Here is a 22,379-nt window from a genome sequence, read left to right as displayed (position 1 = left end):
CAATCTCACTTACACCATGGAGCGCAGGGCTTCACGGATAATGGCTTCACTTGGCATATCATCCTTAGCGACCTGAGCCACCACTTTAGAAGCCTGCTGAGGTTTATAGCCCAGCGCTATCAGGGCGCTCACCGCTTCATCTTCCGCCCGGTTCTTATCGGAAGCGGCAGACTGTGCCTGGCTGGCTGCGGTATCCAGCGCTGGAGTAAAGAGATCGCCCTCGCCCCAGCCTTTCAGGCGGTCTTTCATTTCAACCAGCAGGCGTTCTGCCGTTTTCTTACCGACGCCGGGGATCTTCACTAAGGTAGAAATATCTTCATTTTCCACACAAAGCACAAACTGGCTGGCCGTCAACGCAGACAAGATGGCTAAACCCAGTTTTGGCCCGACTCCATTGGCTTTGATGACTTCGCGAAACAAATCCCGCTCACTTTTCTTATTGAAACCGTACAGCAGCTGGGCGTCTTCTCTCACCACAAAGTGGGTCGCAATGGTGACTTCCTGCCCCGCTTGCGGCAATTCGTAAAAACAGCTCATCGGCATCTGAACTTCATACCCGATTCCGGCGGCTTCAATCACCACTTCCGGTGGCTGTTTTTCTACTATGATTCCTCGTAATCGGCCAATCACTGCCTTGCCTCTATCTCGCAAATTAAATTGGCTCTAGCATAATAAAGCGCTGGATGGATATCCAGCGCTTTATCAGGATGTCGCAACAAATGACAGACAAGATCAAGCCTGATGGCGTGACACCAGCGCATTGAGGCTGTCGGCGAGTCCTTTTAAGGTTTCAACTCTGTGGGCCAGCTCGGCGCCCTGCTGGGCCACCTGATCCGAGACCTGATTAGTCTGCACCACGCTGTGTGCCACTTCGGTGCTGACCTGATTGAGCTCTTTCAGTGACTGGACCTGAATACTCAGGGTATCGGCCAGCCGGTTAACATCCTCAGACAGACCTGTGATCTCGGCAATAATGCCACCCAGCTCGGTCGCCGTGGCATGAATGACTTTTTGTCCCTGCTGCACTTCATTTTTACTTTTCTCCAGCAAGCTGCGGATCTCTGTGGCGGAAGCATTACTTTTGGCAGACAGCTTACGGACTTCATCGGCGACCACGGCAAACCCTCGTCCCGACTCCCCGGCTCGCGCGGCTTCAATCGCCGCATTCAGTGCCAGCAGATTGGTTTGTTCGGCAACGGCAGTGATCAGCTGAGCAGCCGACATGACTTCATTATTACTGTGCAGGATGCGGGCAATAGCTTCGGTCGAGGCATTCAGCGATGCCGAGCTGTGCTGAGCCTGAGTTTCTATGGTTCGGCTGCGCTGGCGCAATTCGGTCACAGAACGGTCTGATTCATCCAGCCCTTCTGTCATCTGCCCGAGTTGCTGACTCATCTGCTCTGCCGCACTGGCCTGTGACAGGCAGTTTTGATTGAGATCTTTCACCTGATGATGCAGCGCATCAGACTGCTGTTCCAAATCATCAGCTAGCTGTGCCAGCTGACTAGCATTATCACTGGCACGATCCATAATGCTGCCCAGCGCCTGTTCACCTTTTTTGGCTTGCTCTGCCAAGGTAGCACTGGCCCGTTCCGCCTCTGACGACTTCACCAGCGCGCTTTCTCGCTGACGCACGGTAAAGGCCTGCGCGATACCTATCACAATCAAAGGCAGTAATAAGCCAGACCAGGTTTCCAGCCGTTCTGCTGACGGCGTCAGTACCAGATGAGGAAAATCGTGGCCGGCCAGAGATTCCTTGATCATCCAGCCAGAGATCACTACGACCAACGCACTCCAGACCATGGCTGTGACCGCTTTGGCCGCCAGGAAAAACGCCACAATCAGCAGCGGCATCCAGAATGCCTGAGTGGAAACAACAATACCGCCACTTTGATAGACAATATTCACGGCATGGATCACCATGCCGAGAAAACCCAGATTGACCGCGAGCTCAATCTGTTTCAGCCAGCGTACAACCAAGCCGGCCAGTATTTCGCATCCGATGAGTGTAATAGACGTAATAATCAAACTGGTATGGGCGTGGCTCGACCATTTTATCCAGCTGTACAAGCCGACGAAAAACGAGATGAGGGTGAAAAATAGCAGGGTATCAACCAGGCGGACTTGCTCTCCCTGCCACTGGTGTGAAGAGGGCAAAAACAGGCCGCGCCAAAAAGCGACTGGGGACATTTTGTTATCCTTGTCATTGTTATATATGAACTATCCAACAGCTCCGACCACTATATTCAGTTAACAATGAATTAACAAAGAAAAAAGCAGCACAAGGCTGCTTTTTTTGATCCGTCCAACAGAACACATGCCTGACAGGGATATTGATATGGTGACTTAACAGCGTGTGACTATCTGTATCGTCCCCGTTTCGAACCCGATGCCTGGCCTGCCATCGCCACCAGGGTTTTGTGGGTATGAGCATGACAGATGGCCACCGCCAAAGCATCTGCCGCATCCGCCTGAGGCTTACCCGGTAATTTCAGCATATGGCAGACCATGTGCTGAACCTGTACTTTATCGGCACTGCCCTTGCCAACCACGGCCTGTTTAATCAACCTGGCCGCATATTCGCTGACGGGGATATGGGCATTCACGGCTGCAACAATTGCGCTGCCGCGTGCCTGCCCGAGTTTCAGTGCAGAATTGGCATTTTTGCCCATGAAGACTTCTTCGATGGCAAAGTCATCGGGGCGAAACTGAGTGATCACTTCGGTGACCCCGGCATAAATTTGATGCAACCGGCCCGGAATATCATCACAGCTGGTGCGGATACAACCGCTGCCCAGATATTCAAGTTGCCTGCCCACCTGACGGATAACACCGTATCCCGTGATTCTGGAGCCTGGGTCTATCCCTAAAATAATGGCCATTGATATTACAACTGTTCCGCCACTTCGTCGGAAATATCCCCGTTATGATATACCTCCTGCACATCATCCAGATCATCCAGCGCATCAATCAGACGCAGCAGTTTTGGCGCGGTGTCCGCGTCCAGCTCGGCCTTGGTTGACGGAATCAGGGTTACTTCTGCGTTTTGAGCTTCGAACCCGGCACCATCCAGCGCATCTCTCACCGGGCCAAAATCCGCCGGTGTGGTGTAGACATCGATAGAACCATCATCATTGGTTTCAACATCATCGGCACCCCCTTCCAGGGCCGCTTCCATGACGGCGTCTTCATCCAGGCCCGGGGCGTAGGAAATCACACCCTTTTTCTCGAACAGGTAATTAACGCTACCGTCTGTGCCCAGATTACCACCCGCTTTGCTGAACGCATGGCGCACACCGGATACCGTGCGATTGCGGTTGTCCGTCATACATTCAACCATCACAGCAGTGCCGCCCGGGCCGTATCCTTCGTAAATCACGGTTTCCATGTTGTCGTCACCTTCACCGCCGGCACCACGGCTGATGGCACGGTTAATGGTGTCACGCGTCATGTTGTTGGACAGCGCTTTATCGACAGCAGCACGCAGGCGCGGGTTGCTTTCCGTTTCAGGACCGCCTTCTTTGGTCGACACCACGATTTCTCGGATTAACTTGGTGAAAATTTTGCCACGCTTGGCGTCTTGCGCCGCTTTACGGTGTTTGATGTTGGCCCACTTACTATGACCTGCCATAACAATGCTCCGGATTTATAGAGGGTGTTGTCCCAGCTCTGCGTCACTGGGAGGCGCTGATCACTGTTCAGAACACGGCGAGAGATCGTACATCAGATGGTATGAAGCATACTGCAATGTCTTGAAGAGTGATCGGGCTGGCAGAGCTGCCAGCCCGGATAAGCCTGATTAATCAGGCTTCGGTATTTTGTTCGTCTTTCGCGGCTAATTTCACCGCAATGGCCAGCTCCTCAAGAGCGGCAGGATTAGCCAGGCTTGGCGCATCTGTCATCAGACATGCTGCCGCCGTTGTTTTCGGGAAGGCAATCACGTCACGGATATTCTCAGTGCCGCACAGCAGCATGACCAGACGATCCAGACCAAACGCCAGACCCGCATGCGGCGGCGTACCGAATTTCAGTGCGTCCAGCAGGAAGCCGAATTTCAGTTGCTGCTCTTGCGCGTCAATACCCAGAATGTTGAATACTGCCGCCTGCATGTCTGCGTTGTGAATACGCACAGAACCACCGCCCACTTCGTAGCCATTCAGTACCATATCGTAGGCATTGGAGACTGCTGTTGCAGGATTGGCCGCCAGCTCTTGCGCGGTCATATTCAGCGGCGAGGTGAACGGGTGGTGCATCGCATGCAGATTACCTTCTTCGTCTTCTTCGAACATCGGGAAGTCAACCACCCACAGAGGTGCCCATGCCGAATCGTTAGTCAGTTTCAGGTCTTTACCCAGCTTCAGACGCAGGGCACCCATCGCTTCATCAACCACGTTCTTGCGATCAGCACCAAAGAGCAGAATATCGCCAGACTCGGCCTGAGTGCGCTCCAGCAGCTGGGCCACTATGTCTTGGTTCAGGAATTTCGCCACAGGTGACTGCACGCCATCAAAACCGGCTGCGCGGTCATTGACCTTCATCCATGCCAGGCCTTTTGCACCGTAAATACCGACAAAGCTGGTGTATTCATCAATTTGCTTGCGGGACAGTTCCGCACCACCCGGTACACGCAGCACGGCCACACGACCTTTCGGATCATTGGCAGGGCCGGCGAAGACTTTGAAATCCACATCTTTCAGGATATCGGCCACATCCACCAGCTCCAGCGGGTTACGCAGATCGGGCTTGTCCGACCCGTAACGGCGCATCGCTTCTTCGTACTTCATGACAGGGAAAGACCCCAGATCCACGTTCAGCAGCTCTTTCCACATATCGGCAACCATGCGCTCAGTCACGGCACGCACCTGATCGGCGGTCATGAACGAGGTTTCAATATCGATCTGGGTAAATTCAGGCTGACGGTCTGCACGCAGATCTTCGTCGCGGAAACATTTGACGATTTGATAGTAACGGTCAAAACCAGACATCATCAGCAACTGCTTAAAGAGCTGTGGTGACTGAGGCAATGCGTAGAAACTGCCTTTGTGCACACGGCTAGGGACCAGATAGTCACGGGCACCTTCCGGTGTCGCTTTAGTCAGGACGGGTGTTTCAATATCCAGGAAGCCGTTTTCATCCAGGAAGCGACGCACGAAGCTGGATGCTTTCGCACGCAGTTTGATACGGTCGCTCATTTCCGGACGACGCAGGTCCAGATAGCGGAATTTCAGGCGTTGCTCTTCGGTGTTCTTCTGGTTGAAGTCCAGCGGCAGCACATCGGAACGGTTGATGATTTCCAGGCCTTTGGCAATCACTTCCACTTCACCGGTCGCCATGTCTTTGTTGACCTGGCTGTCCGGACGCTGACGGACTTCACCGGTCAGACGGATACAGAATTCATTGCGCAGTTGGTTCGCCACCTCGAAGATATCTTTCATATCCGGGTCAACCACTACCTGAACGATACCTTCACGATCTCGCATATCAATGAAAATAAGACCGCCTAAATCACGACGGCGGTTTACCCAGCCGCAAAGCTCAACGGTTTGTCCCGCATGGGACTTGTTCAGGTGACCACAATATTGGGTGCGCATAAGAATTTCCCGATCTGTTTACTTACAATCCTGTGTGTCCGCCCAAAATGGTATGACAGACACCAACTGTGCCAGTTTCGGCCATCTTCAGTGTCCGGCTGCGGCCTGACTGACGTCCGAAATAAAAATAACGCGGTATTATAAATGAAAAACACCACTGTAGGAAAAACCTCTGGCGTAAATCAAGCAAAATAGCCTGATTCCAGTCGTGAATGTTGACCGAATGGCGGGATATTCTCCACAATGTCAGCCAAGCCCCTTATCCAGACGGATAAAAAGTATTCACTAAGGTTTTTCAATGCCCTTTTCTTCACCCCTAAAGATCGGCATGGCAATGTGGTCACATGCGCCCTGGCAACGTAGCCTTTATGGCCGCGGCTGTCCTTCCACCGAAAGATTAAACCGGTACGCAGAAACCTTCTCCACTGTCGAAGGCAATACCACCTTCTATGCCACGCCCAAGCCGGCCACTGTACAGAACTGGGCGGATGCCACACCGGACGATTTTCGATTCACCTTCAAGCTGCCAAAAACCATCACCCATCAATATAAGCTGATGCACTGCCAGGGCCAGCTGGGGGAATTTTTCCATGTCATGGCGCCTGTGGCAGAAAAAACCGGCATCTGGAAAATTCAGTTACCCGCCAGCTTCGGACCGGCAGAGCTGCCTGCGCTCTCCGCTTTTCTTAAACAGCTGCCGTCAGATCTGACGGTTGGGGTTGAGGTCCGCCATCCGGCCTTTTTCAGCAAAGGCGCAGAAGAAAAAGCGTTAAACCGGTTGCTTATCGAGCATCAGGCCAACCGGATTATCATGGACACTCGCCCGGTTTTTTCGGCCCCCGCCACCAGCGAGGCGGTCATTGATGCCCACCAGAAAAAACCCAGAGTGCCGGTTCATGCCATTGCAACCGCCATGCACCCTGTGGTGCGTTTCATTGGTCATCCGGATCTTGATGCCAACGATCCCTTTTTTGCCAACTGGTTACAGCGTCTTCCCTTATGGCTGAGTGAAGGCCGCCAGCCTTATCTGTTCATTCATACGCCCGACAACGACTTTGCCCCGGAACTGGCCGTCCGGCTTCATCGCCAGTTGGCACAACTATTAGCTGACACTGCGTGGCACCTGCCCGAGCTGAAATTGCCGCAAGGTGGCGACCAGGTGTCGCTGCTCTGAACCCTGCCTGACCTGCCCTGTAAATCCACAAGACAACTGGCGCTATTTTATCTACAATACGCGCCTTTTCAGCGGGAGAAGGACTCCCCATAGCCATAAATCGCCGTGCGGCGAGGTATGCCGGAAGGAACCGTGCGAGATTCAGATATCAGGTGTGAGGAAGAGATAATGGCTGGCCACGACAATTTGTTCGCCGCCCCGATCGATAAGTTGGGTGATTTTACCTTTGACGAACGCGTCGCCGAAGTATTTCCGGATATGATCCAACGCTCTGTGCCGGGATACAGCAATATCATCTCCGCCATTGGCATGCTGGCCGAGCGCTTCGCCATGCCGGATTCCACGATTTATGATCTGGGCTGTTCACTTGGCGCTGCCACGCTGTCCATGCGTCGTCATATCAAACAACCCGGTTGTAGAATCATAGGCGTCGATAACTCCCGCGCCATGGTAGAGCGCTGCCGTCTGCATATTGACGCTTACCGTTCCGACACGCCGGCAGACATTATTGAAGCGGATATCCGGGATGTGGATATTCACAATGCCTCTGTGGTGGTGCTGAATTTCACCCTGCAGTTTCTGGCACCGGAAGATCGCCGCCAGTTGCTGGAAAAAATCTATGCCGGCCTGCGTCCGGGCGGCATTCTGATCCTGTCGGAGAAATATGTCTTTGAGAACGGCCAGGCGCACGAGTTGCTGATCGATCTGCATCACGATTTCAAACGCGCCAACGGCTACAGCGAGCTGGAAATCAGCCAGAAACGCAGCGCCATTGAGCATGTCATGCGCCCGGACAGCATTCCGGCCCACCGTGAGCGTTTGTCCGATATTGGCTTTCGCAGCGTAGAAGTCTGGTTCCAGTGCTTCAACTTCGGCTCTATGTTTGCCATCAAGTAATTAACGAATTTAAGGTAACTTTGACGCTCCATGTTTAGCTTTTCAGAATTCTATCGCTTATTGGCCAATGACGAGCAACTGCGTCCCTGGCTTAACATTTTGCCGCAGCAATTATCCGACTGGGAAACCGCCCAGCACGGCGACATGGCCCGCTGGGTTCGGGCGCTGAAGAAGTTTCCTGCCGATAAGCCGGACTTTATCGACCTGAAAACCCAAGTCAGTATCATGAATGAAGTACCGGTAGCCGATGGTGAGCAAAAACGCCTGGAAAGCTTATTGCGTCTGCTGCATCCCTGGCGCAAAGGCCCGTACCATATCCACGGTATTCACATCGACACCGAATGGCGTTCCGACTGGAAATGGGATCGCGTTCTGCCGCACATCTCTCCGCTCAAGCACCGTAAAGTGCTGGATGTCGGTTGCGGCAACGGCTACCACATGTGGCGTATGCTGGGTGAAGGGGCCGCACTGACGGTCGGGATCGATCCTTCAAACCTGTTCCTGATTCAGTTCGAGGCGATCCGTCGCCTGATGGGCCAGGATAAGCGTGCGTACCTGCTACCGCTGGGCATCGAACAACTGCCGGAACTGAAAGCGTTTGATACCGTCTTCAGTATGGGTGTGCTCTATCACCGCCGCTCGCCGCTTGATCACTTATTGCAGCTGAAAAACCAGCTGCGCAAAGGCGGTGAACTGGTGTTAGAAACCTTAGTGATTGAAGGCGATGAAAATGCGGTACTGGTTCCAGGTCACCGTTATGCTCAGATGCACAATGTCTACTTTTTTCCCTCTGCCAAAGCCCTGAAAGTCTGGCTGGAGAAAAGCGGTTTTGTCGATGTGCGGATTGTTGATGAAAGTGTCACCACCACAGATGAGCAACGTTCTACCGACTGGATGACAAATAATTCACTGCCGGAATATCTCGACCCGCAAGACCCGTCAAAAACGATTGAAGGCTACCCGGCCCCCCGACGCGCTGTGCTGGTTGCCGTAAATCCTGACTAAGTGTTAACAAAAGGGTGCTACCCGCATCCTTTTTTGTACGCTAAACTACGGCCCCCTAAAGAAAAACTAAGAATTACACTATATCCACTTTTGGGAGTGAGCATGCTTGGCCGCAGCGTAACCTTTATTGCATTGACATTTATTTCCGGCTGCTCAATGCTGAAAACCGAACCCAGCCCGCAGCGGGAAACAAATACACTGACTGCGATTGAGATGATGGAAACCAATGTCCATTTTCGACTTAATCGCATGTCACAACAAATAAACGAACAAAATGAAAACATTGCTAAGTTAGAAAAAGAGCTATCATCAATGTCAGAAGAACTGAATAAAGTTGCTTCTGTTTCATCGTCTAAACCTGAAGTCATTGTTGAGAAAAAAATAGTGCCGGTACCACAAAAAACTATTGATATCGATCCTAAAACTGCCCATGGCAAAGTTATCCTGGGTGAAGAAGAATGGATCTGGCTGGACTCAGTGCAATCCTTTTTTAAAGCACGGGTTGACACGGGTGCGACAACTTCTTCGATCAACGCACTGGATGTCCAGATCTTTGAACGGGATGGCAAACAGTGGGCCAAATTCAATCTCAGCCACAGCGGGGAAGAGAATCAGCCAGCCGACCAAATCGTGGAAGCCCCGATTGTCCGCTGGGTGAAAATCCGCCAGTCTTCCGCCGACGATACCGAGCGGCGCCCGGTGGTTGAAATGTGGCTTAAACTCGGCAAATTGCATGAGAAAGCACAGTTTACCCTGGCAGACCGAACACAGATGACATACCCGGTGTTGCTTGGGCGGGAATTCTTTAAAGACGTCGCACTGGTTGATGTCGGTAAGCAATTCATCCAAGGGCGATAACCGTTTTCAGTTTGGGGCATGACAGCTTGTCATTGCCCCATTTTCGTTTTCATCGTTTCGTTTGCTTCAACCAATAAAGGAAAAATTAGAGGTTGTCATGACGTCAAGAATTCCGTTTTATTTTCTCATCACCTTGCTCGTCATTGCCGGGACAGCGCTCAGTCTCTACCGCCATGATATTTACGGTGTGCCTTGGACACCGGGCGAAGAGCGCGCCTTGTGGGAGCTGGAAGCCAGAGTGGAGTTTGATGCCATCGGCAAGCCGGTCAAAGTATCAATGGCCGCACCGGAATCACAGCAGGGCTTCACGCAAATCGACGAAAGCACCTCATCACCAGGCTATGGCGTTGCACTGATTGATACCGATCAGGGACGCCGGGCAGAATGGTCAATTCGTCAGGCATCCGGCAAACAGGTGCTTTATTACAAAACACAGATGCTTGTCGACCCGCTGGCCAGTTTCTCGACCGATAAACCGAGAGGCAAGCCTGAAGCCCCCAGCCTGGATAATCCTCAGGAAACGGCAGCCAAAGCCATGCTGGCTCAGGCCAGAACCCTGTCGGCGGACAATCTGACGCTGACCCGGGAAATTCTGAAACAGCTCAATGACAGGAATAACCAAAACGCCTCCTTACTGCTCAATGCATTTCCGCGGGAAAATGTGGTGGTTTTCTTACTCTCGATGGAAGGGATAAATGCCCGCATCGTCGGTGGCTTGCAGCTCGAAGATGGCCGCCGTCGCCAAAGCATCAGCCCTATGGTGGAAGTCTGGGGCGGCGAGAAATGGCACTTATTTGACCCGCAGACGGGACAGGAAGGCAAACCTAACGATGTGCTGGTCTGGAATCAGCAAGGTCACTCCCTGCTGGATGTCATAGGCGGCCGTAACTCCAATATCAGCTTCTCGATTATTTCGCAGGATATTACCCCGCAACAGGCAACCCGCGAAAAAATCCAGGCTGAAGATCTGCTGAACTTCTCCATCCACAGTCTGCCTATTGAGGAGCAGGCGATGTTCAAAACGATCATGCTGGTACCGATAGGCGCGTTGATTGTGGTCTTCCTCAGGGTCATTGTGGGTCTGAAAACCTCAGGCACATTCATGCCGGTGCTGATTGCTGTGGCCTTTGTGCAGACCCAGTTAATTACCGGTGTACTGGGTTTTCTGCTGATCGTTGGCACAGGTTTAATCATACGCAGCTACCTGTCGCGGCTGAACTTGCTGCTTGTGGCCCGAATATCCGCTGTCATAGTGACTGTGATACTCATTATTTCGATCTTTACCGTGGTGGCCTTCAAAATTGGCCTGGTAGAAGGTCTGACAATCACCTTCTTCCCGATGATCATCCTGTCCTGGACGATTGAGCGTATGTCAATTCTGTGGGAAGAAGAAGGGGCAAAAGAGGTCTTTATTCAGGGTGGTGGGTCGCTGTTAACGGCTATCATAGTGTATCTGGTCATGACCAATGATCTGGTGCGTCACTTAACCTTTAACTTTATCGGCCTGCAACTGATTATCATGGCAATGATCCTGATGCTGGGTAACTACACAGGCTACCGCCTGAGTGAGCTACGACGCTTTAAGCCGTTAGCGGAGGATTAAGCCATGTTTTTATCGCGTTATACTACGCCGTGGCGTCTGCGCGAACGCGGCATCATGGGTATGAACAAGCGCAATCACAGCTATATCGGCCGCTACAACGACCGCAGTCTGTATCCGCTTGTCGATGATAAACTGAAAACCAAGATCATCGCCCAGCGTGCGGGAGCCACCGTACCAGAACTGATCGGTGTGATAAGAAGCCAGGTTCACGTCAAAGAAATTCACGACATGGTGCGTGACTGGCCGGGTTTTGTGATCAAACCGGCCCAGGGCTCCGGCGGGAAAGGCATTCTTGTCATTATCAAGCATGAAAACGGTTTATACACCAAACCGTCAGGGGCTGTAATTAATAAGCAAGATGTTGAAAGACACATCACTAATACCCTGGCCGGGCTGTTTTCTCTTGGCGGCAAGAACGATGTGGCCATGGTCGAAAACCTGATCCAGTTTGATAATGTCTTCGACGGGTTCAGCTTTGAAGGGGTACCGGATATACGGGTGATCGTATTTAAAGGTTACCCTGTCATGGCCATGATGCGTTGTTCTACCGCGGCTTCTGACGGCAAAGCCAACCTTCACCAGGGAGCCGTCGGGGTTGGCATTGATATCGCCTCCGGCAAAGCCGTTCGGGCGGTGCAGTTTAACCTGCCGGTAGAGCGTCACCCGGATACTGAAAGGTTGCTCAGCGAGCTTACCGTACCCAACTGGCTGAAGTTACTGGAACTGGCAGCCAGTGCCTGGGAAATGACAGGACTGGGCTATCTGGGTACTGACATGGTGCTGGATAAAGTCAAAGGTCCTATGGTACTGGAGCTTAATGCCCGTCCTGGCCTTGCGATCCAAACCGCTAATGGCTGCGGCTTGCTGCCGCGCCTTCATCACATTGAAAGTCTGGGCACACCGTCCAAGATGCCCTCTCCGGCTGAACGCGTCGCCTATGCTGCCGAGCAGTTTGGTGCTAAGCCCCTGTTCTGATTACCTCTCAAGCCCCGGTTTTCGGCTGGGGCTTTCTTCTTCTGGCCAATTAGGCGCATAATAGCTCAGTCATCATATTCATTGATTTCAACTGGTTATTGGAGAGCCTATGTCAGAGATCCTGCGTTTATTTGACCAGCCGGTGGATCGCACCAAGAGCAACAGTACAAAGTGGCTGAAGTATCAGGGAAAGGATGTTCTGCCTATGTGGGTGGCAGACAGTGACTTCAGAGTACCGGATGCGATCACACACGCCCTCCACCAGCATGTCGATCACGGCGTCTTTGGCTATGGTTCCGTGCCTGCATCGCTCAGCGAGCTGCTCGTTGAGCGCATGGCGACGCTCTATAACTGGCAGATCAAACCGGAATGGATTGTTTATTTACCCGGTCTGGTCTGTGGTCTCAATCTGGCTGTTCGCGCCTGTACCGAGCAACATCAGGCCGTCGTCAGTCCAAAACCTGTATACCCGAAATTTTTCAGCGCGGCAAAATACGCGTCACGACCTCTGGCCTACTCCCCCGTAACACTGCAGCAAGGCCGCTGGTTGTTGGATTTAGCGGCAACTGAGATCCCGACCGACAGCAAGCTGTTGCTGTTCTGTAACCCCTTAAATCCCGGCGGTACTGTCTACACGCGGCAGGAGCTGGAGGCGCTGCACAGCTTTACCAAAAAGCATGACCTGTATGTCTGTTCCGATGAAATCCACTGCGATTTGATCCTCAATGAGAACACCCGCCATATTCCCTTTGCCAGTCTGGATGACGATGCCGCACAGCGATCCATCACCCTGATAGCACCGAGCAAGACCTTTAACATTGCCGGCCTTGGCGCATCAATGGCCATCATTCCGAATGTCGAGTTACGACGCCGTTTCAAACGTACGCGGGCCGGCATAGTGCCTGAGGTTAATGTGCTGGCCTATACGGCCGCCGAAGCTGCGTACCGTGATTGCCAGCCGTGGCTCGACAATCAACTCCACTATCTGCGTCAGCACAGAGACAGACTGATGACAGCCATTAACAGCATGCCGGGGCTTACACTGCATCCGATTGAAGCGACCTATCTGGCCTGGATTGATGCCTCCGGCCTGCCTGTGGCAAACCCGCATGCCTTTTTTGAAGCCGCCGGTGTTGGTTTCTCGCCTGGCGCTGATTTTGGCCATTCCGGATTTGTCAGAATGAATTTTGGCTGTACCAGCCAGACTTTAGAGCTGGCGCTATCGCGCATGAAGAACGCCATTGAATCAATCGGTTAATAATTAGCCATCTGATAGCCAATCTCGCTAAAGATTTTCACCAACTGTCCGATAGAGATAACACTGGTTTTAATTTCTGTCGGACTCCATGCAAATCCATACCATAGACAAAGCACAGCTTATCAGTGAAGTGCAGCTTGGTAACCAGCTCAACCGTGCGGTTGAGCAGGGGCGCCGATCTGACTTCGCACTGATGCTGGCTATGTTGTCGCCGGATTATCTGGAAACCACGCCGACCGAAAAACCACTTCCCCCGGCCACCACAGAAGAGCAGCTGCGCTCTTATTTCGAGTTGCAAGACCCAGCGCCGCTGTCGACATCCGAGTTCTGCTACCCTCGTGGTGCAGAGCAGTCACGAGCGTTCCATTATGGCGGGCTTTCCGCAACCCGCTTACTCAGCTCGTTACAACCCATAGCGATGACGTTTCCCCCTCAGGACACTAAAGGTTTGCCTGAAGAGCTGTACCACAACCTGTCCGGGCATGAGCGCCGCCGCCTGCCGCCTACCCAGCCGGAACCGATCAAAGGCTCCCCGCAGGATCTCTACCTTAACCTTATCCGGGCCAAACGTTCCGCTGAAATGTACGGCGCCGTTGCTAAGGTCTGCTGATCACCGTCACCTTTTCTTTTCGTTATTTTTCAGTCAATTAAGCAAATTTTCCGCAACATCTCACAAAGTACTAAATTTCGTGACAAGCGTCATATGCCAAACAATTCAATGCCACTTTACCTGCGTACTTAACTAAGATTTAACATTATCAGGGTGTTATTAGTTTATTGAATAGTGAAGGTGAGGATGGTTAAAGCCGTCATTGCTGTTACGACTTCTAGGTATCCACATATAGGAAGATTGCGCTATGAATATTGCAGACTCAGTTATTCTTATTACTGCTGCAGGCTGCCCATTAGGAAAAGCCGCATCGTTCCATTTCTCCTCATTAGGCGCACGGATAGCCCTGGTAGATACAGACAGTGAACGATTGCACACCAATTATCAGGAATGCTTAGCCAAAGGCAGCGAGTGCTATGCACTTTGTTTGTCCGACAATAAAGAAGCCACTATCGCCAGTGCTATTGATGCGGTACACGAGCAATACGGGAAAATCGATGTACTGATCAACTGCTGGCTGGGTGTCGATATTCCTATGCTGTTAACCCAGACCTCGGTTGAAGAATTCTGTCAGCTCATGACAGAAGGCACCTCGGCATTTCTTTCCTTTGGCAAACAAACCGCAAGCTACATGCGCGAGCATCATCAGTCCGGTGTAATTATCAATTTAGCCGCTTGCCGGCCGGATAATCCCATACCTTTGACGAGCAGCTCCAAAGCCATGCTGGCGGGATTTACTCAAAGCTGGTCCAAAGAGCTGGCGCAGTACAAAATTCGTGTCGGCGGCGTCTTCCCGCTGATCTTTGATGAGCGGCATGATCTGCCACCCAGCACCTTGCTCAGCCTGCCGATGCAGTATGAAATTGCCCGTAGCGCTGAGTACATAGTCTCGAACGACTATTTCAACGGCAGAATGATTGAAGCCGAAGTGGTCTGATCCCTGACATTTCAGCGAGTCCTGTCCTTGTCCTCGCAATCACTCACACTAAAGGCAGTGATTATCAGACGGCATTAAAAAAACCCGCCAGATGGCGGGTTTTTGTTTCACTCAGCCGCTAGGCTATTAAGCCTTGGCCGCAACCTTTTTGCTTTTGGCCGCCGGAGCCACCTGAATGACCTCGGCAGGTTTCTGATCTGCATTCTTCTTAATCACAGTCGTGCCTTCAAAGGTTTCGCCTTCGACATACGCCTTTCCGTAGTAAGAAGCCAGTAGCACCTCTTTCAGCTCTGCAATCAGCGGATAACGCGGGTTCGCGCCGGTGCACTGATCATCAAAGGCTTCGACAGCCAGTTCATCCAGTTTCGCCAGGAAGTCAGATTCAGATACCCCTGCCGCCTGAATTGACTTAGGAATATCCAAATCGTCTTTCAGTTCATCCAGCCAGCTCAGCAGGCGCTCAATTTTCTGTGCGGTACGGTCGCCGGGCTGAGAAAGGCCCAGGTGATCCGCCACTTCGGCATAGCGACGACGAGCCTGCGGGCGGTCGTACTGAGAGAAAGCCGTCTGCTTGGTTGGATTGTCGTTGGCGTTATAACGCACCACATTCGCAATCAGCAAGGCATTTGCCAGACCATGCGGAATATGGAACTCAGCGCCTATCTTGTGCGCCATAGAGTGACACACGCCCAGGAACGCATTGGCAAATGCAATACCGGCGATGGTTGCCGCGTTATGGACTTTCTCACGCGCAATCGGGTCTTTCGCACCGTTGGCATAGCTGGAAGGCAGGTATTGCTTGAGCAGTTGCAGTGCCTGCAATGCCTGACCATCTGAATACTCGTTTGCCAGCACAGACACATAGGCTTCCAACGCATGGGTCACTGCGTCATAACCACCAAACGCAGTCAGGGATTTTGGCATGTTCATCACCAGATTGGCATCAACGATTGCCATCTGAGGTGTCAGTTCATAATCAGCCAGCGGGTATTTCGCGCCTGTTTCATCATCGGTGACGACCGCAAACGGCGTCACTTCAGAACCCGTCCCTGAAGTGGTTGTAATACAAACCAACTCTGCTTTTTTACCCATTTTCGGGAATTTGTAGATACGTTTACGGATATCCATAAAGCGCATCGCCAGCTCTTCGAAGTGGGTTTCCGGATGCTCATACATCACCCACATGATTTTCGCGGCGTCCATCGGTGAACCGCCACCCAGTGCGATGATCACATCAGGCTGGAAGCTCTTCATGGCTTCCGCACCTTTTTTGACTATCGTCAGTGTTGGATCGGCTTCCACATCGTAGAAAGCATGGACATCGATGCCCTGTGCTTTGAGTAGCGTCATCACTTCATCGGCATAGCCATTGTTAAACAGGAAACGGTCGGTCACCAGAAAGGCTCGTTTCTTATCTTCCAGATCCGTCAGCGCCACAGGCAGGCTGCCACGGCGGAAATAGATCGACTTAGGCAGTTTGTGCCACAGCATATTTTCAGCTCGCTTCGCCACTGTTTTCTTGTTAATCAAATGTTTAGGCCCGACGTTTTCAGAGATAGAATTACCCCCCCAAGAACCGCAGCCCAAAGTCAAAGATGGCGCTATGTTGAAGTTGTACAGATCACCGATACCGCCGTGGGTGGTCGGGATATTCACCAGAATTCGTGCGGTTTTCAGCTTATCGCCAAAATACTTAATGCGATCTTCATTGATATCCTGGTTAGTGTACAAGCCCGAGGTATGACCAATACCGCCGAGGTCAACCATCTTGCAGGCCATATCTACCGCATCTTCAAAGGTTTTGGCACGGAACATCCCCAGGGTTGGCGACAGTTTCTCATGGGCAAACTCTTCATCGATCGTGATGGCCTCACCTTCACCAATCAGTACCTTGGTATCAGAAGGAACCGACACCCCGGCCATTTCAGCAATTTTTGTGGCAGGCTGACCCACGATATTGGCATTCAGACTGCCTTCAATCAAAATCACTTTGCGAACTTTATCGGCTTCTTCTTTGCTCAGTACATACCCTTTGTGGCTGGCAAAACGCGCTTTCACTTCGTCATAGATTTCATCCATCACGATCACGGCCTGCTCTGAGGCACACACCACGCCATTATCAAATGTCTTAGACATCAGCACAGATGCCACTGCGCGTTTTACATCGGCCGTTTCGTCAATCACCACAGGCACATTACCTGCGCCGACGCCAATGGCCGGTTTACCTGACGAGTAAGCGGCTTTCACCATGCCCGGACCACCGGTGGCCAGAATCAGGTTAAGATCCGGGTGCTTCATCAGGGCATTGGACAACTCCACCGAAGGCTGATCGATCCAGCCAATGATATCTTTCGGTGCGCCAGCCGCGACGGCAGCATCCAATACCAGTTTCGCCGCAGCGTTGGTCGATTCTTTCGCCCGTGGGTGCGGCGAGAAAATAATACCGTTACGGGTTTTGAGTGAAATCAGGGATTTAAAGATAGCGGTTGAGGTTGGATTTGTCGTTGGCACAATGCCGCAGATGATACCGACAGGCTCTGCGATGGTGATGGTGCCGAACTCGTCATTCTCTTCCAGAATGCCGCAGGTCTTTTCGTCTTTGTATTTGTTGTAAATAAATTCAGAGGCAAAGTGGTTTTTGATCACCTTGTCTTCAACGATCCCCATGCCGGACTCTTGTACGGCTTGCTGGGCCAGAGGAATACGGGCATTGTTTGCCGCCAGAGAGGCGGCACGGAAAATCTTGTCTACTTGCTCCTGCGAGTAGGTGGCAAAAATCTTCTGTGCGGCTTTTACACGGGCAACCATTGCATCGAGTTCTGCCAAATTCGTTACAGGCATAGTCAAACTCCTAACTTTAAGATTGAAAACTTTTTAGTAAGGATACGTCTCTGATTCCTTGCCATGAGAGCGCTTATCGCCGATTGAGCACACTTAGTAAATTGCTTTCAAAACTGATTTTAAGACTTCATTGCCAGGTGAGGCTTGATCTGGATCATGCTAAACGCACACATCAGTAAGATGTCATCACCCAGGAAAAAGAAATCAAATCAATTATTTAAAAAGCAACCCAATTAAAATCATTCACGAAACAAACATTTAGACACCCTTCGCCATGAAAATAAATTTCACACTGGTAATTTTATTTCACAGCGAAACAACAGATTAGCTACCCTAAACGGCTACTGGCAAATACCCCGTTATGGGTAGTCTTCACGCCACATAAAGCCTAATCCAGTAAGGCTCAGAACAGCAATGTCACTGTATGACTTTTTTACCACCAATAAGCAACATCGAGCATAACTTTAGTAGGAAAAGTCGTAATGGCAAATAAAAACAGTGAGATAGGAACAATCAATCTTGTCTTCTCCTGCTGCTGTCAACTTAGTCAGCTCTTACCGGCAGCAGGTGCACACAGCGCGGAAATGGCTCTGGCAAAGGCAGCGACTCTTAAGTATGCTTTATTTTTCAATCACTCAGATGTTATTTATGTCCGACTCAACACTAAAAGAAAAACTCTACATCACCATTTTTGGCACCCACACCCCGGCGGGCAAAGCATTTGATATCACATTAATTCTGACCATACTGGCATCGATCATTGTGCTGATGCTCGGGTCTGTCAGCCCGATAAGCCAGCAATGGGGACAGCTGTTCTACCTGATGGAATGGGGATTTACACTGATCTTTACGCTTGAGTATCTGCTCAGGCTGTACTGCTCTCCCAAGCCAACTGCCTATGCCCGAAGTTTTTACGGCCTTGTCGATTTGCTGGCTATTTTACCCACCTATCTGGTGTTTTTTTTCCCGGCCGCGCACTACCTGATGGTGATCAGGCTACTGCGGGTCATGCGTATCTTTCGGGTACTAAAGCTGGTCCGCTATCTGCAAGATTCTAATTTGCTGCTGAGGTCATTATTACAATCCAGCCGCAAGATTTTTATCTTTTTCACTACGGTCGCGATACTGGTCACTGTGTTTGGCTCGCTTATGTTTGTGATTGAAGGACCTGAACATGGCTTTACCAGCATTCCTTACAGTATTTACTGGGCCATAGTGACCTTAACGACTGTAGGTTATGGTGACCTGGTGCCTCAGACAGATCTCGGCAAAACACTCGCCTCTTTCACTATGCTGCTGGGTTACTCCATCATTGCCATCCCCACCGGCATTATCACGGCAGAAATTGGCCATCAGAGTCAGTTACACCGAACCCTGGTGAAATGTATGAACTGCTCCCGTTCGGGTCATGAGCCCGATGCCATCTTCTGTAAACACTGCGGCAGCGAACTCGCACACCCCGATGACAGAGTCGTCTCAGCGTCAGCCACCCAATGATCTCAGAATAACGAACCCGATCATCACGCACAAAAAAGCCCTCGCAAGAGGGCTTTTTCACTCAGCTACCGATGCTCCGGTAAACGGTTATTTACGACGCCAGATCGTGCCTTGCGGGCCATCCTCAAGAATAATGCCCATGGCGGTCAGCGTATCGCGCGCGGCATCCGCTGCTGCCCAGTCCTTCGCCGCACGGGCATCCAGACGTTGCTGGATCAGTGATTCAATCTCAGCCACATCGTCTGCCTTTGCACTGCTTTGCAGGAAGGTTTCAGGATCCTGCGCCAGCAGTCCCAGTACTTCAGCCAGTGCGCGCAGTTGAGCACCAAGTGCTGACGCCGCCTTCAGATCTTCACCTTTCAGGCGGTTAATCTCACGCGCCATATCAAACATTACAGAGTAAGCTTCAGGCGTGTTGAAGTCATCATCCATCGCCGTGGTAAAGCGCTCAATGAAGGCTTCGCCACCCTGTGCGGCAACATCCGTATCCAGGCCACGCAGTGCCGTATACAGACGCTCCAGCGCGGAACGTGCTTGCTTCAGGTTCTCTTCGCTGTAATTGAGCTGGCTGCGATAATGGCCAGACATCAGGAAATAACGAACCGTTTCAGCATCGTAATGCCCCAGTACGTCACGAATGGTGAAGAAATTACCCAGTGATTTGGACATCTTCTCACGATCAACCATCACCATACCGCTGTGCATCCAGGTATTCACATACTGGGTATCATGGGCACAGCAGGATTGCGCAATTTCATTTTCGTGATGCGGGAACTGAAGATCAGAGCCGCCGCCGTGAATGTCAAAATGATCGCCCAGAATGGCAGAGTTCATGGCAGAACATTCAATGTGCCAGCCCGGACGGCCAGGTCCCCATGGCGATTCCCAGGTCGGCTCGCCCGGTTTGGACATTTTCCACAACACGAAGTCCAGCGGACTGCGTTTTGCCGTTTCAATATCGACACGCGCACCGGCCTGCAGCTGTTCCAGATCCTGGCCAGACAGCTTGCCGTACTCGTCAAACTTACTGACTTCAAACATCACGTCGCCATTGTCTGCCACGTACGCGAAACCGCGTTCGATCAGGCGTTCACACAGCGCAATAATTTCCGGAATGAATTTGGTCGCACGAGGCTCAATATCCGGACGCGCCATACCCAGGGCATCAAAATCGGCGTACATTTCGCCAATCAGACGCTCGGTCAGAGAATCACAGCTTTCACCGTTTTCTGCCGCGCGTTTAATAATTTTATCGTCAATATCTGTGATATTACGGACAAATGTCAGATCATAGCCGCTGTAACGCAAGTAGCGTGATACCACGTCGAATGCAACAAAAGTGCGGCCGTGGCCGATGTGACATAAATCGTAAATAGTAACCCCGCAGACGTACATGCCTATTTTGCCAGGCACTATGGGTTTAAATTCCTCTTTTTGTCTAGTCAGTGAGTTATAGATCTTTAACATGTCTGATAATTACTCATTTCGGGGGTTACGATTCAAAGGGCTGATTATACCCAAGTCGCTTCAAGATGCTAGGTTCAGCGCGATTGGTATGGTTAACAGGCGCAGTACCGATTTTACCAATCCCAACCCTCTTCTATAGTTATAGAATTAACTTGGTTCACCTGTATAAACTGTATTGACGCTTTGCCTTAGTTCGTTAGAATTCAGGGTTTAAAGCAATACACTCCAGTTAAGGATAAGCTCATGGTAACGCTTCACACCACTTTTGGTGATATTAAAATCCAGCTCAACACAGAAAAAGCTCCGGAAACCAGTGCGAACTTCCTGCAGTACTGCCGTGACGGTTTCTACAATGGTACGCTGTTTCACCGTGTGATTGACGGCTTCATGGTTCAGGGCGGCGGTATGGCGTCCGGCATGGTTGAAAAAGAAACCCGTGCACCGATCAAGAATGAAGCTAACAATGGTCTGAGCAACAAAACTGGCAGCATCGCGATGGCCCGTACCATGGAGCCACATTCCGCAAGCTCTCAATTCTTCATCAACGTGAATGATAACAACTTCCTGGATTTCAAATCTGAAACACCAGATGGTTGGGGATACTGCGTATTTGGTGAAGTGGTTGAAGGTATGGATATCGTCAACAAGATCAAAGCGGTTGCGACAGGTAACTGGGGCTATGTCCATCAGGACGTGCCGGTTGAAGAAGTTGTCATCAATTCTGTTACCATCGAAGAATAATTCCCTGCCAAGGTGGCCGTTCATACCGGCCACCTGTCTCAATACTTATGACCATATGTTTTATAGCTGATTTGCACCTGAGTGCGGATCGCCCTGATATTACCGATTGTTTTCTGCACTTTATGTCAACCGAGGCAACCCAATGCGACGCACTCTATGTGTTGGGCGATCTGTTTGAAATGTGGATTGGTGATGATGACGACAATACCTTTCACCGCCAGATCAAAAGTGCATTCAAAGCATTAACGGATTCCGGTGTGCCCTGCTTTTTCATCCACGGCAACCGTGATTTCCTGATCGGCAAGCAATTCAGCCGCGAAACGGGCGTCATGTTATTACCAGAGCACACTGTGATTGACCTGTTCGGTACGCCTACGCTGATTTTGCACGGTGACACTTTGTGTACCCTGGATGAAAGCTATCAGCGTTACCGGAAAAAAGTCCATAACCCATTTATTCAATGGCTATTTTTGCGCTTACCGCTGGCATGGCGCCAGGCCGTTGGCCGCAAGATGCGATCAGGCAGCAGTAGCAACAATCAGATGAAGTCCTATGACATCATGGATGTGACGCCACAAGCTGTGATTGACTTAATGTCAGCCCACCAGGTGAACCATATGATTCATGGCCATACCCATCGTCCTGCCGTTCATGAGCTAACCATTGATGGCCAGCATGCCACCCGGACCGTGCTGGGTGACTGGTATGATCAGGGATCCGTTCTGCTCTGCACAGCGGCAGGTTGCCAACTGCAAACGCGCAGCTTCAGACTGGCTGACCAAAATCAGCGATAGATATTCACACTCACACATAACCCGGTGATTCATAACCAGAGACTGAATTCGAGTCAGCACCGGGCATTACTTTTACTTATCAACCTTATCTTTTGGGCTAAAGATCACAAGCCGCGCAATTTCTCAGCGAA

At 51.2% G+C, this 22,379-nt stretch carries 19 protein-coding genes; 12 read left to right on the top strand and 7 right to left on the bottom strand.

Translation table 11 applies throughout. The features are described 5' to 3' along the window. Positions 1-9: 9 nt before the first annotated feature. From ruvA to aspS, 5 genes are all read right to left on the bottom strand, one after another. Complete coding sequence (gene ruvA / locus P0Y67_RS00790; protein ID WP_342390317.1) at positions 10-630, bottom strand: Holliday junction branch migration protein RuvA; 621 nt, start codon at positions 628-630, stop codon at positions 10-12. A 102-nt stretch (positions 631-732) separates the two neighbouring features. Continuing rightward, positions 733-2,190 (bottom strand): methyl-accepting chemotaxis protein, encoded by a 1,458-nt coding sequence (locus P0Y67_RS00785; RefSeq protein ID WP_342390316.1) that lies wholly within the window; start codon positions 2,188-2,190, stop codon positions 733-735. A gap of 170 nt (positions 2,191-2,360) precedes the next feature. After that, positions 2,361-2,882: a crossover junction endodeoxyribonuclease RuvC gene (gene ruvC, locus P0Y67_RS00780; protein ID WP_027253444.1), complete on the bottom strand. Its 522-nt coding sequence runs from the start codon at positions 2,880-2,882 to the stop codon at positions 2,361-2,363. A 5-nt stretch (positions 2,883-2,887) separates the two neighbouring features. After that, positions 2,888-3,631: a YebC/PmpR family DNA-binding transcriptional regulator gene (locus P0Y67_RS00775; protein ID WP_342390315.1), complete on the bottom strand. Its 744-nt coding sequence runs from the start codon at positions 3,629-3,631 to the stop codon at positions 2,888-2,890. A 172-nt stretch (positions 3,632-3,803) separates the two neighbouring features. Then, the gene (gene aspS / locus P0Y67_RS00770; protein WP_342390314.1) at positions 3,804-5,591 is read right to left on the bottom strand and encodes an aspartate--tRNA ligase; all 1,788 of its coding nucleotides are present in this window, start codon (positions 5,589-5,591) and stop codon (positions 3,804-3,806) included. 298 nt (positions 5,592-5,889) lie between these two features. Here aspS and P0Y67_RS00765 point away from each other — a divergent pair, with 298 nt between their 5' ends. The 9 genes from P0Y67_RS00765 (at position 5,890) to P0Y67_RS00725 (ending at position 14,908) form a co-directional block, all read left to right on the top strand. After that, positions 5,890-6,765, top strand: a complete 876-nt coding sequence (locus P0Y67_RS00765; protein WP_342390313.1) for a DUF72 domain-containing protein — start codon at positions 5,890-5,892, stop codon at positions 6,763-6,765. Between the two features lie 168 nt (positions 6,766-6,933). Further along, on the top strand, positions 6,934-7,662 hold the full coding sequence (cmoA, locus tag P0Y67_RS00760; RefSeq protein ID WP_218383031.1) for a carboxy-S-adenosyl-L-methionine synthase CmoA: 729 nt from the start codon (positions 6,934-6,936) through the stop codon (positions 7,660-7,662). A 30-nt stretch (positions 7,663-7,692) separates the two neighbouring features. Next, positions 7,693-8,667 (top strand): tRNA 5-methoxyuridine(34)/uridine 5-oxyacetic acid(34) synthase CmoB, encoded by a 975-nt coding sequence (gene cmoB, locus P0Y67_RS00755; RefSeq protein ID WP_342390312.1) that lies wholly within the window; start codon positions 7,693-7,695, stop codon positions 8,665-8,667. Positions 8,668-8,769: 102 nt separating this feature from the next. Beyond that, positions 8,770-9,525 carry an ATP-dependent zinc protease family protein gene (locus tag P0Y67_RS00750; protein WP_218383301.1) on the top strand — a complete coding sequence of 252 codons (756 nt, stop codon included), beginning with the start codon at positions 8,770-8,772 and terminating at the stop codon, positions 9,523-9,525. Positions 9,526-9,622: 97 nt separating this feature from the next. Next, positions 9,623-11,128: an inactive transglutaminase family protein gene (locus tag P0Y67_RS00745; protein ID WP_342390311.1), complete on the top strand. Its 1,506-nt coding sequence runs from the start codon at positions 9,623-9,625 to the stop codon at positions 11,126-11,128. A 3-nt stretch (positions 11,129-11,131) separates the two neighbouring features. Further along, the gene (locus P0Y67_RS00740; RefSeq protein ID WP_192015246.1) at positions 11,132-12,103 is read left to right on the top strand and encodes an alpha-L-glutamate ligase-like protein; all 972 of its coding nucleotides are present in this window, start codon (positions 11,132-11,134) and stop codon (positions 12,101-12,103) included. Positions 12,104-12,212: 109 nt separating this feature from the next. Further along, positions 12,213-13,361, top strand: a complete 1,149-nt coding sequence (locus tag P0Y67_RS00735; protein ID WP_342390310.1) for a MalY/PatB family protein — start codon at positions 12,213-12,215, stop codon at positions 13,359-13,361. A gap of 88 nt (positions 13,362-13,449) precedes the next feature. After that, a complete protein-coding gene (locus P0Y67_RS00730; RefSeq protein WP_337113897.1) occupies positions 13,450-13,971 on the top strand; it encodes a VC2046/SO_2500 family protein in 522 nt (173 codons plus the stop codon). 247 nt (positions 13,972-14,218) lie between these two features. Continuing rightward, complete coding sequence (locus P0Y67_RS00725; protein ID WP_342390309.1) at positions 14,219-14,908, top strand: SDR family oxidoreductase; 690 nt, start codon at positions 14,219-14,221, stop codon at positions 14,906-14,908. A gap of 126 nt (positions 14,909-15,034) precedes the next feature. Here P0Y67_RS00725 and adhE read toward each other — a convergent pair whose 3' ends face one another. Beyond that, positions 15,035-17,749, bottom strand: a complete 2,715-nt coding sequence (adhE, locus tag P0Y67_RS00720; protein WP_342390308.1) for a bifunctional acetaldehyde-CoA/alcohol dehydrogenase — start codon at positions 17,747-17,749, stop codon at positions 15,035-15,037. 648 nt (positions 17,750-18,397) lie between these two features. Here adhE and P0Y67_RS00715 point away from each other — a divergent pair. Then, positions 18,398-19,246, top strand: coding sequence for an ion transporter (locus P0Y67_RS00715; RefSeq protein ID WP_342390307.1), 849 nt, complete (start codon positions 18,398-18,400; stop codon positions 19,244-19,246). 87 nt (positions 19,247-19,333) lie between these two features. Here P0Y67_RS00715 and cysS read toward each other — a convergent pair whose 3' ends face one another. Further along, the gene (gene cysS, locus P0Y67_RS00710; protein WP_342390306.1) at positions 19,334-20,713 is read right to left on the bottom strand and encodes a cysteine--tRNA ligase; all 1,380 of its coding nucleotides are present in this window, start codon (positions 20,711-20,713) and stop codon (positions 19,334-19,336) included. A 243-nt stretch (positions 20,714-20,956) separates the two neighbouring features. On the opposite strand from cysS, the gene P0Y67_RS00705 reads away from it, so the two are divergent. Together P0Y67_RS00705 and lpxH are read left to right on the top strand one after the other, a co-directional pair. Then, entirely contained in the window at positions 20,957-21,454 is a 498-nt protein-coding gene (locus P0Y67_RS00705) for a peptidylprolyl isomerase (protein WP_192015239.1), read from the top strand. A 47-nt stretch (positions 21,455-21,501) separates the two neighbouring features. Continuing rightward, positions 21,502-22,248 (top strand): UDP-2,3-diacylglucosamine diphosphatase, encoded by a 747-nt coding sequence (lpxH, locus tag P0Y67_RS00700; protein WP_342390305.1) that lies wholly within the window; start codon positions 21,502-21,504, stop codon positions 22,246-22,248. The last annotated feature ends 131 nt before the right edge of the window (positions 22,249-22,379 follow it).

This window comes from Photobacterium sp. SP02 (genome assembly GCF_038519165.1).
GTDB lineage: Bacteria > Pseudomonadota > Gammaproteobacteria > Enterobacterales > Vibrionaceae > Photobacterium > Photobacterium halotolerans.
The sequence above is the reverse complement of the archived record's forward strand: the minus strand, read 5'-3'. Positions and strand labels throughout refer to the sequence as shown.

Excerpts from the sequence above, each read along its gene's own strand:
- ruvC (WP_027253444.1), bottom strand. The coding sequence starts at position 2,882 with ATGGCCATTATTTTAGGGATAGACCCAGGCTCCAGAATCACGGGATAC.
- cmoA (WP_218383031.1), top strand. The coding sequence starts at position 6,934 with ATGGCTGGCCACGACAATTTGTTCGCCGCCCCGATCGATAAGTTGGGT.
- P0Y67_RS00775 (WP_342390315.1), bottom strand. The coding sequence starts at position 3,631 with ATGGCAGGTCATAGTAAGTGGGCCAACATCAAACACCGTAAAGCGGCG.
- P0Y67_RS00750 (WP_218383301.1), top strand. The coding sequence starts at position 8,770 with ATGCTTGGCCGCAGCGTAACCTTTATTGCATTGACATTTATTTCCGGC.
- P0Y67_RS00740 (WP_192015246.1), top strand. The coding sequence starts at position 11,132 with ATGTTTTTATCGCGTTATACTACGCCGTGGCGTCTGCGCGAACGCGGC.
- P0Y67_RS00725 (WP_342390309.1), top strand. The coding sequence starts at position 14,219 with ATGAATATTGCAGACTCAGTTATTCTTATTACTGCTGCAGGCTGCCCA.
- P0Y67_RS00785 (WP_342390316.1), bottom strand. The coding sequence starts at position 2,190 with ATGTCCCCAGTCGCTTTTTGGCGCGGCCTGTTTTTGCCCTCTTCACAC.
- aspS (WP_342390314.1), bottom strand. The coding sequence starts at position 5,591 with ATGCGCACCCAATATTGTGGTCACCTGAACAAGTCCCATGCGGGACAA.
- lpxH (WP_342390305.1), top strand. The coding sequence starts at position 21,502 with ATGACCATATGTTTTATAGCTGATTTGCACCTGAGTGCGGATCGCCCT.
- P0Y67_RS00730 (WP_337113897.1), top strand. The coding sequence starts at position 13,450 with ATGCAAATCCATACCATAGACAAAGCACAGCTTATCAGTGAAGTGCAG.
- P0Y67_RS00765 (WP_342390313.1), top strand. The coding sequence starts at position 5,890 with ATGCCCTTTTCTTCACCCCTAAAGATCGGCATGGCAATGTGGTCACAT.
- P0Y67_RS00705 (WP_192015239.1), top strand. The coding sequence starts at position 20,957 with ATGGTAACGCTTCACACCACTTTTGGTGATATTAAAATCCAGCTCAAC.
- cysS (WP_342390306.1), bottom strand. The coding sequence starts at position 20,713 with ATGTTAAAGATCTATAACTCACTGACTAGACAAAAAGAGGAATTTAAA.
- P0Y67_RS00715 (WP_342390307.1), top strand. The coding sequence starts at position 18,398 with ATGTCCGACTCAACACTAAAAGAAAAACTCTACATCACCATTTTTGGC.
- cmoB (WP_342390312.1), top strand. The coding sequence starts at position 7,693 with ATGTTTAGCTTTTCAGAATTCTATCGCTTATTGGCCAATGACGAGCAA.
- P0Y67_RS00735 (WP_342390310.1), top strand. The coding sequence starts at position 12,213 with ATGTCAGAGATCCTGCGTTTATTTGACCAGCCGGTGGATCGCACCAAG.
- adhE (WP_342390308.1), bottom strand. The coding sequence starts at position 17,749 with ATGCCTGTAACGAATTTGGCAGAACTCGATGCAATGGTTGCCCGTGTA.
- P0Y67_RS00745 (WP_342390311.1), top strand. The coding sequence starts at position 9,623 with ATGACGTCAAGAATTCCGTTTTATTTTCTCATCACCTTGCTCGTCATT.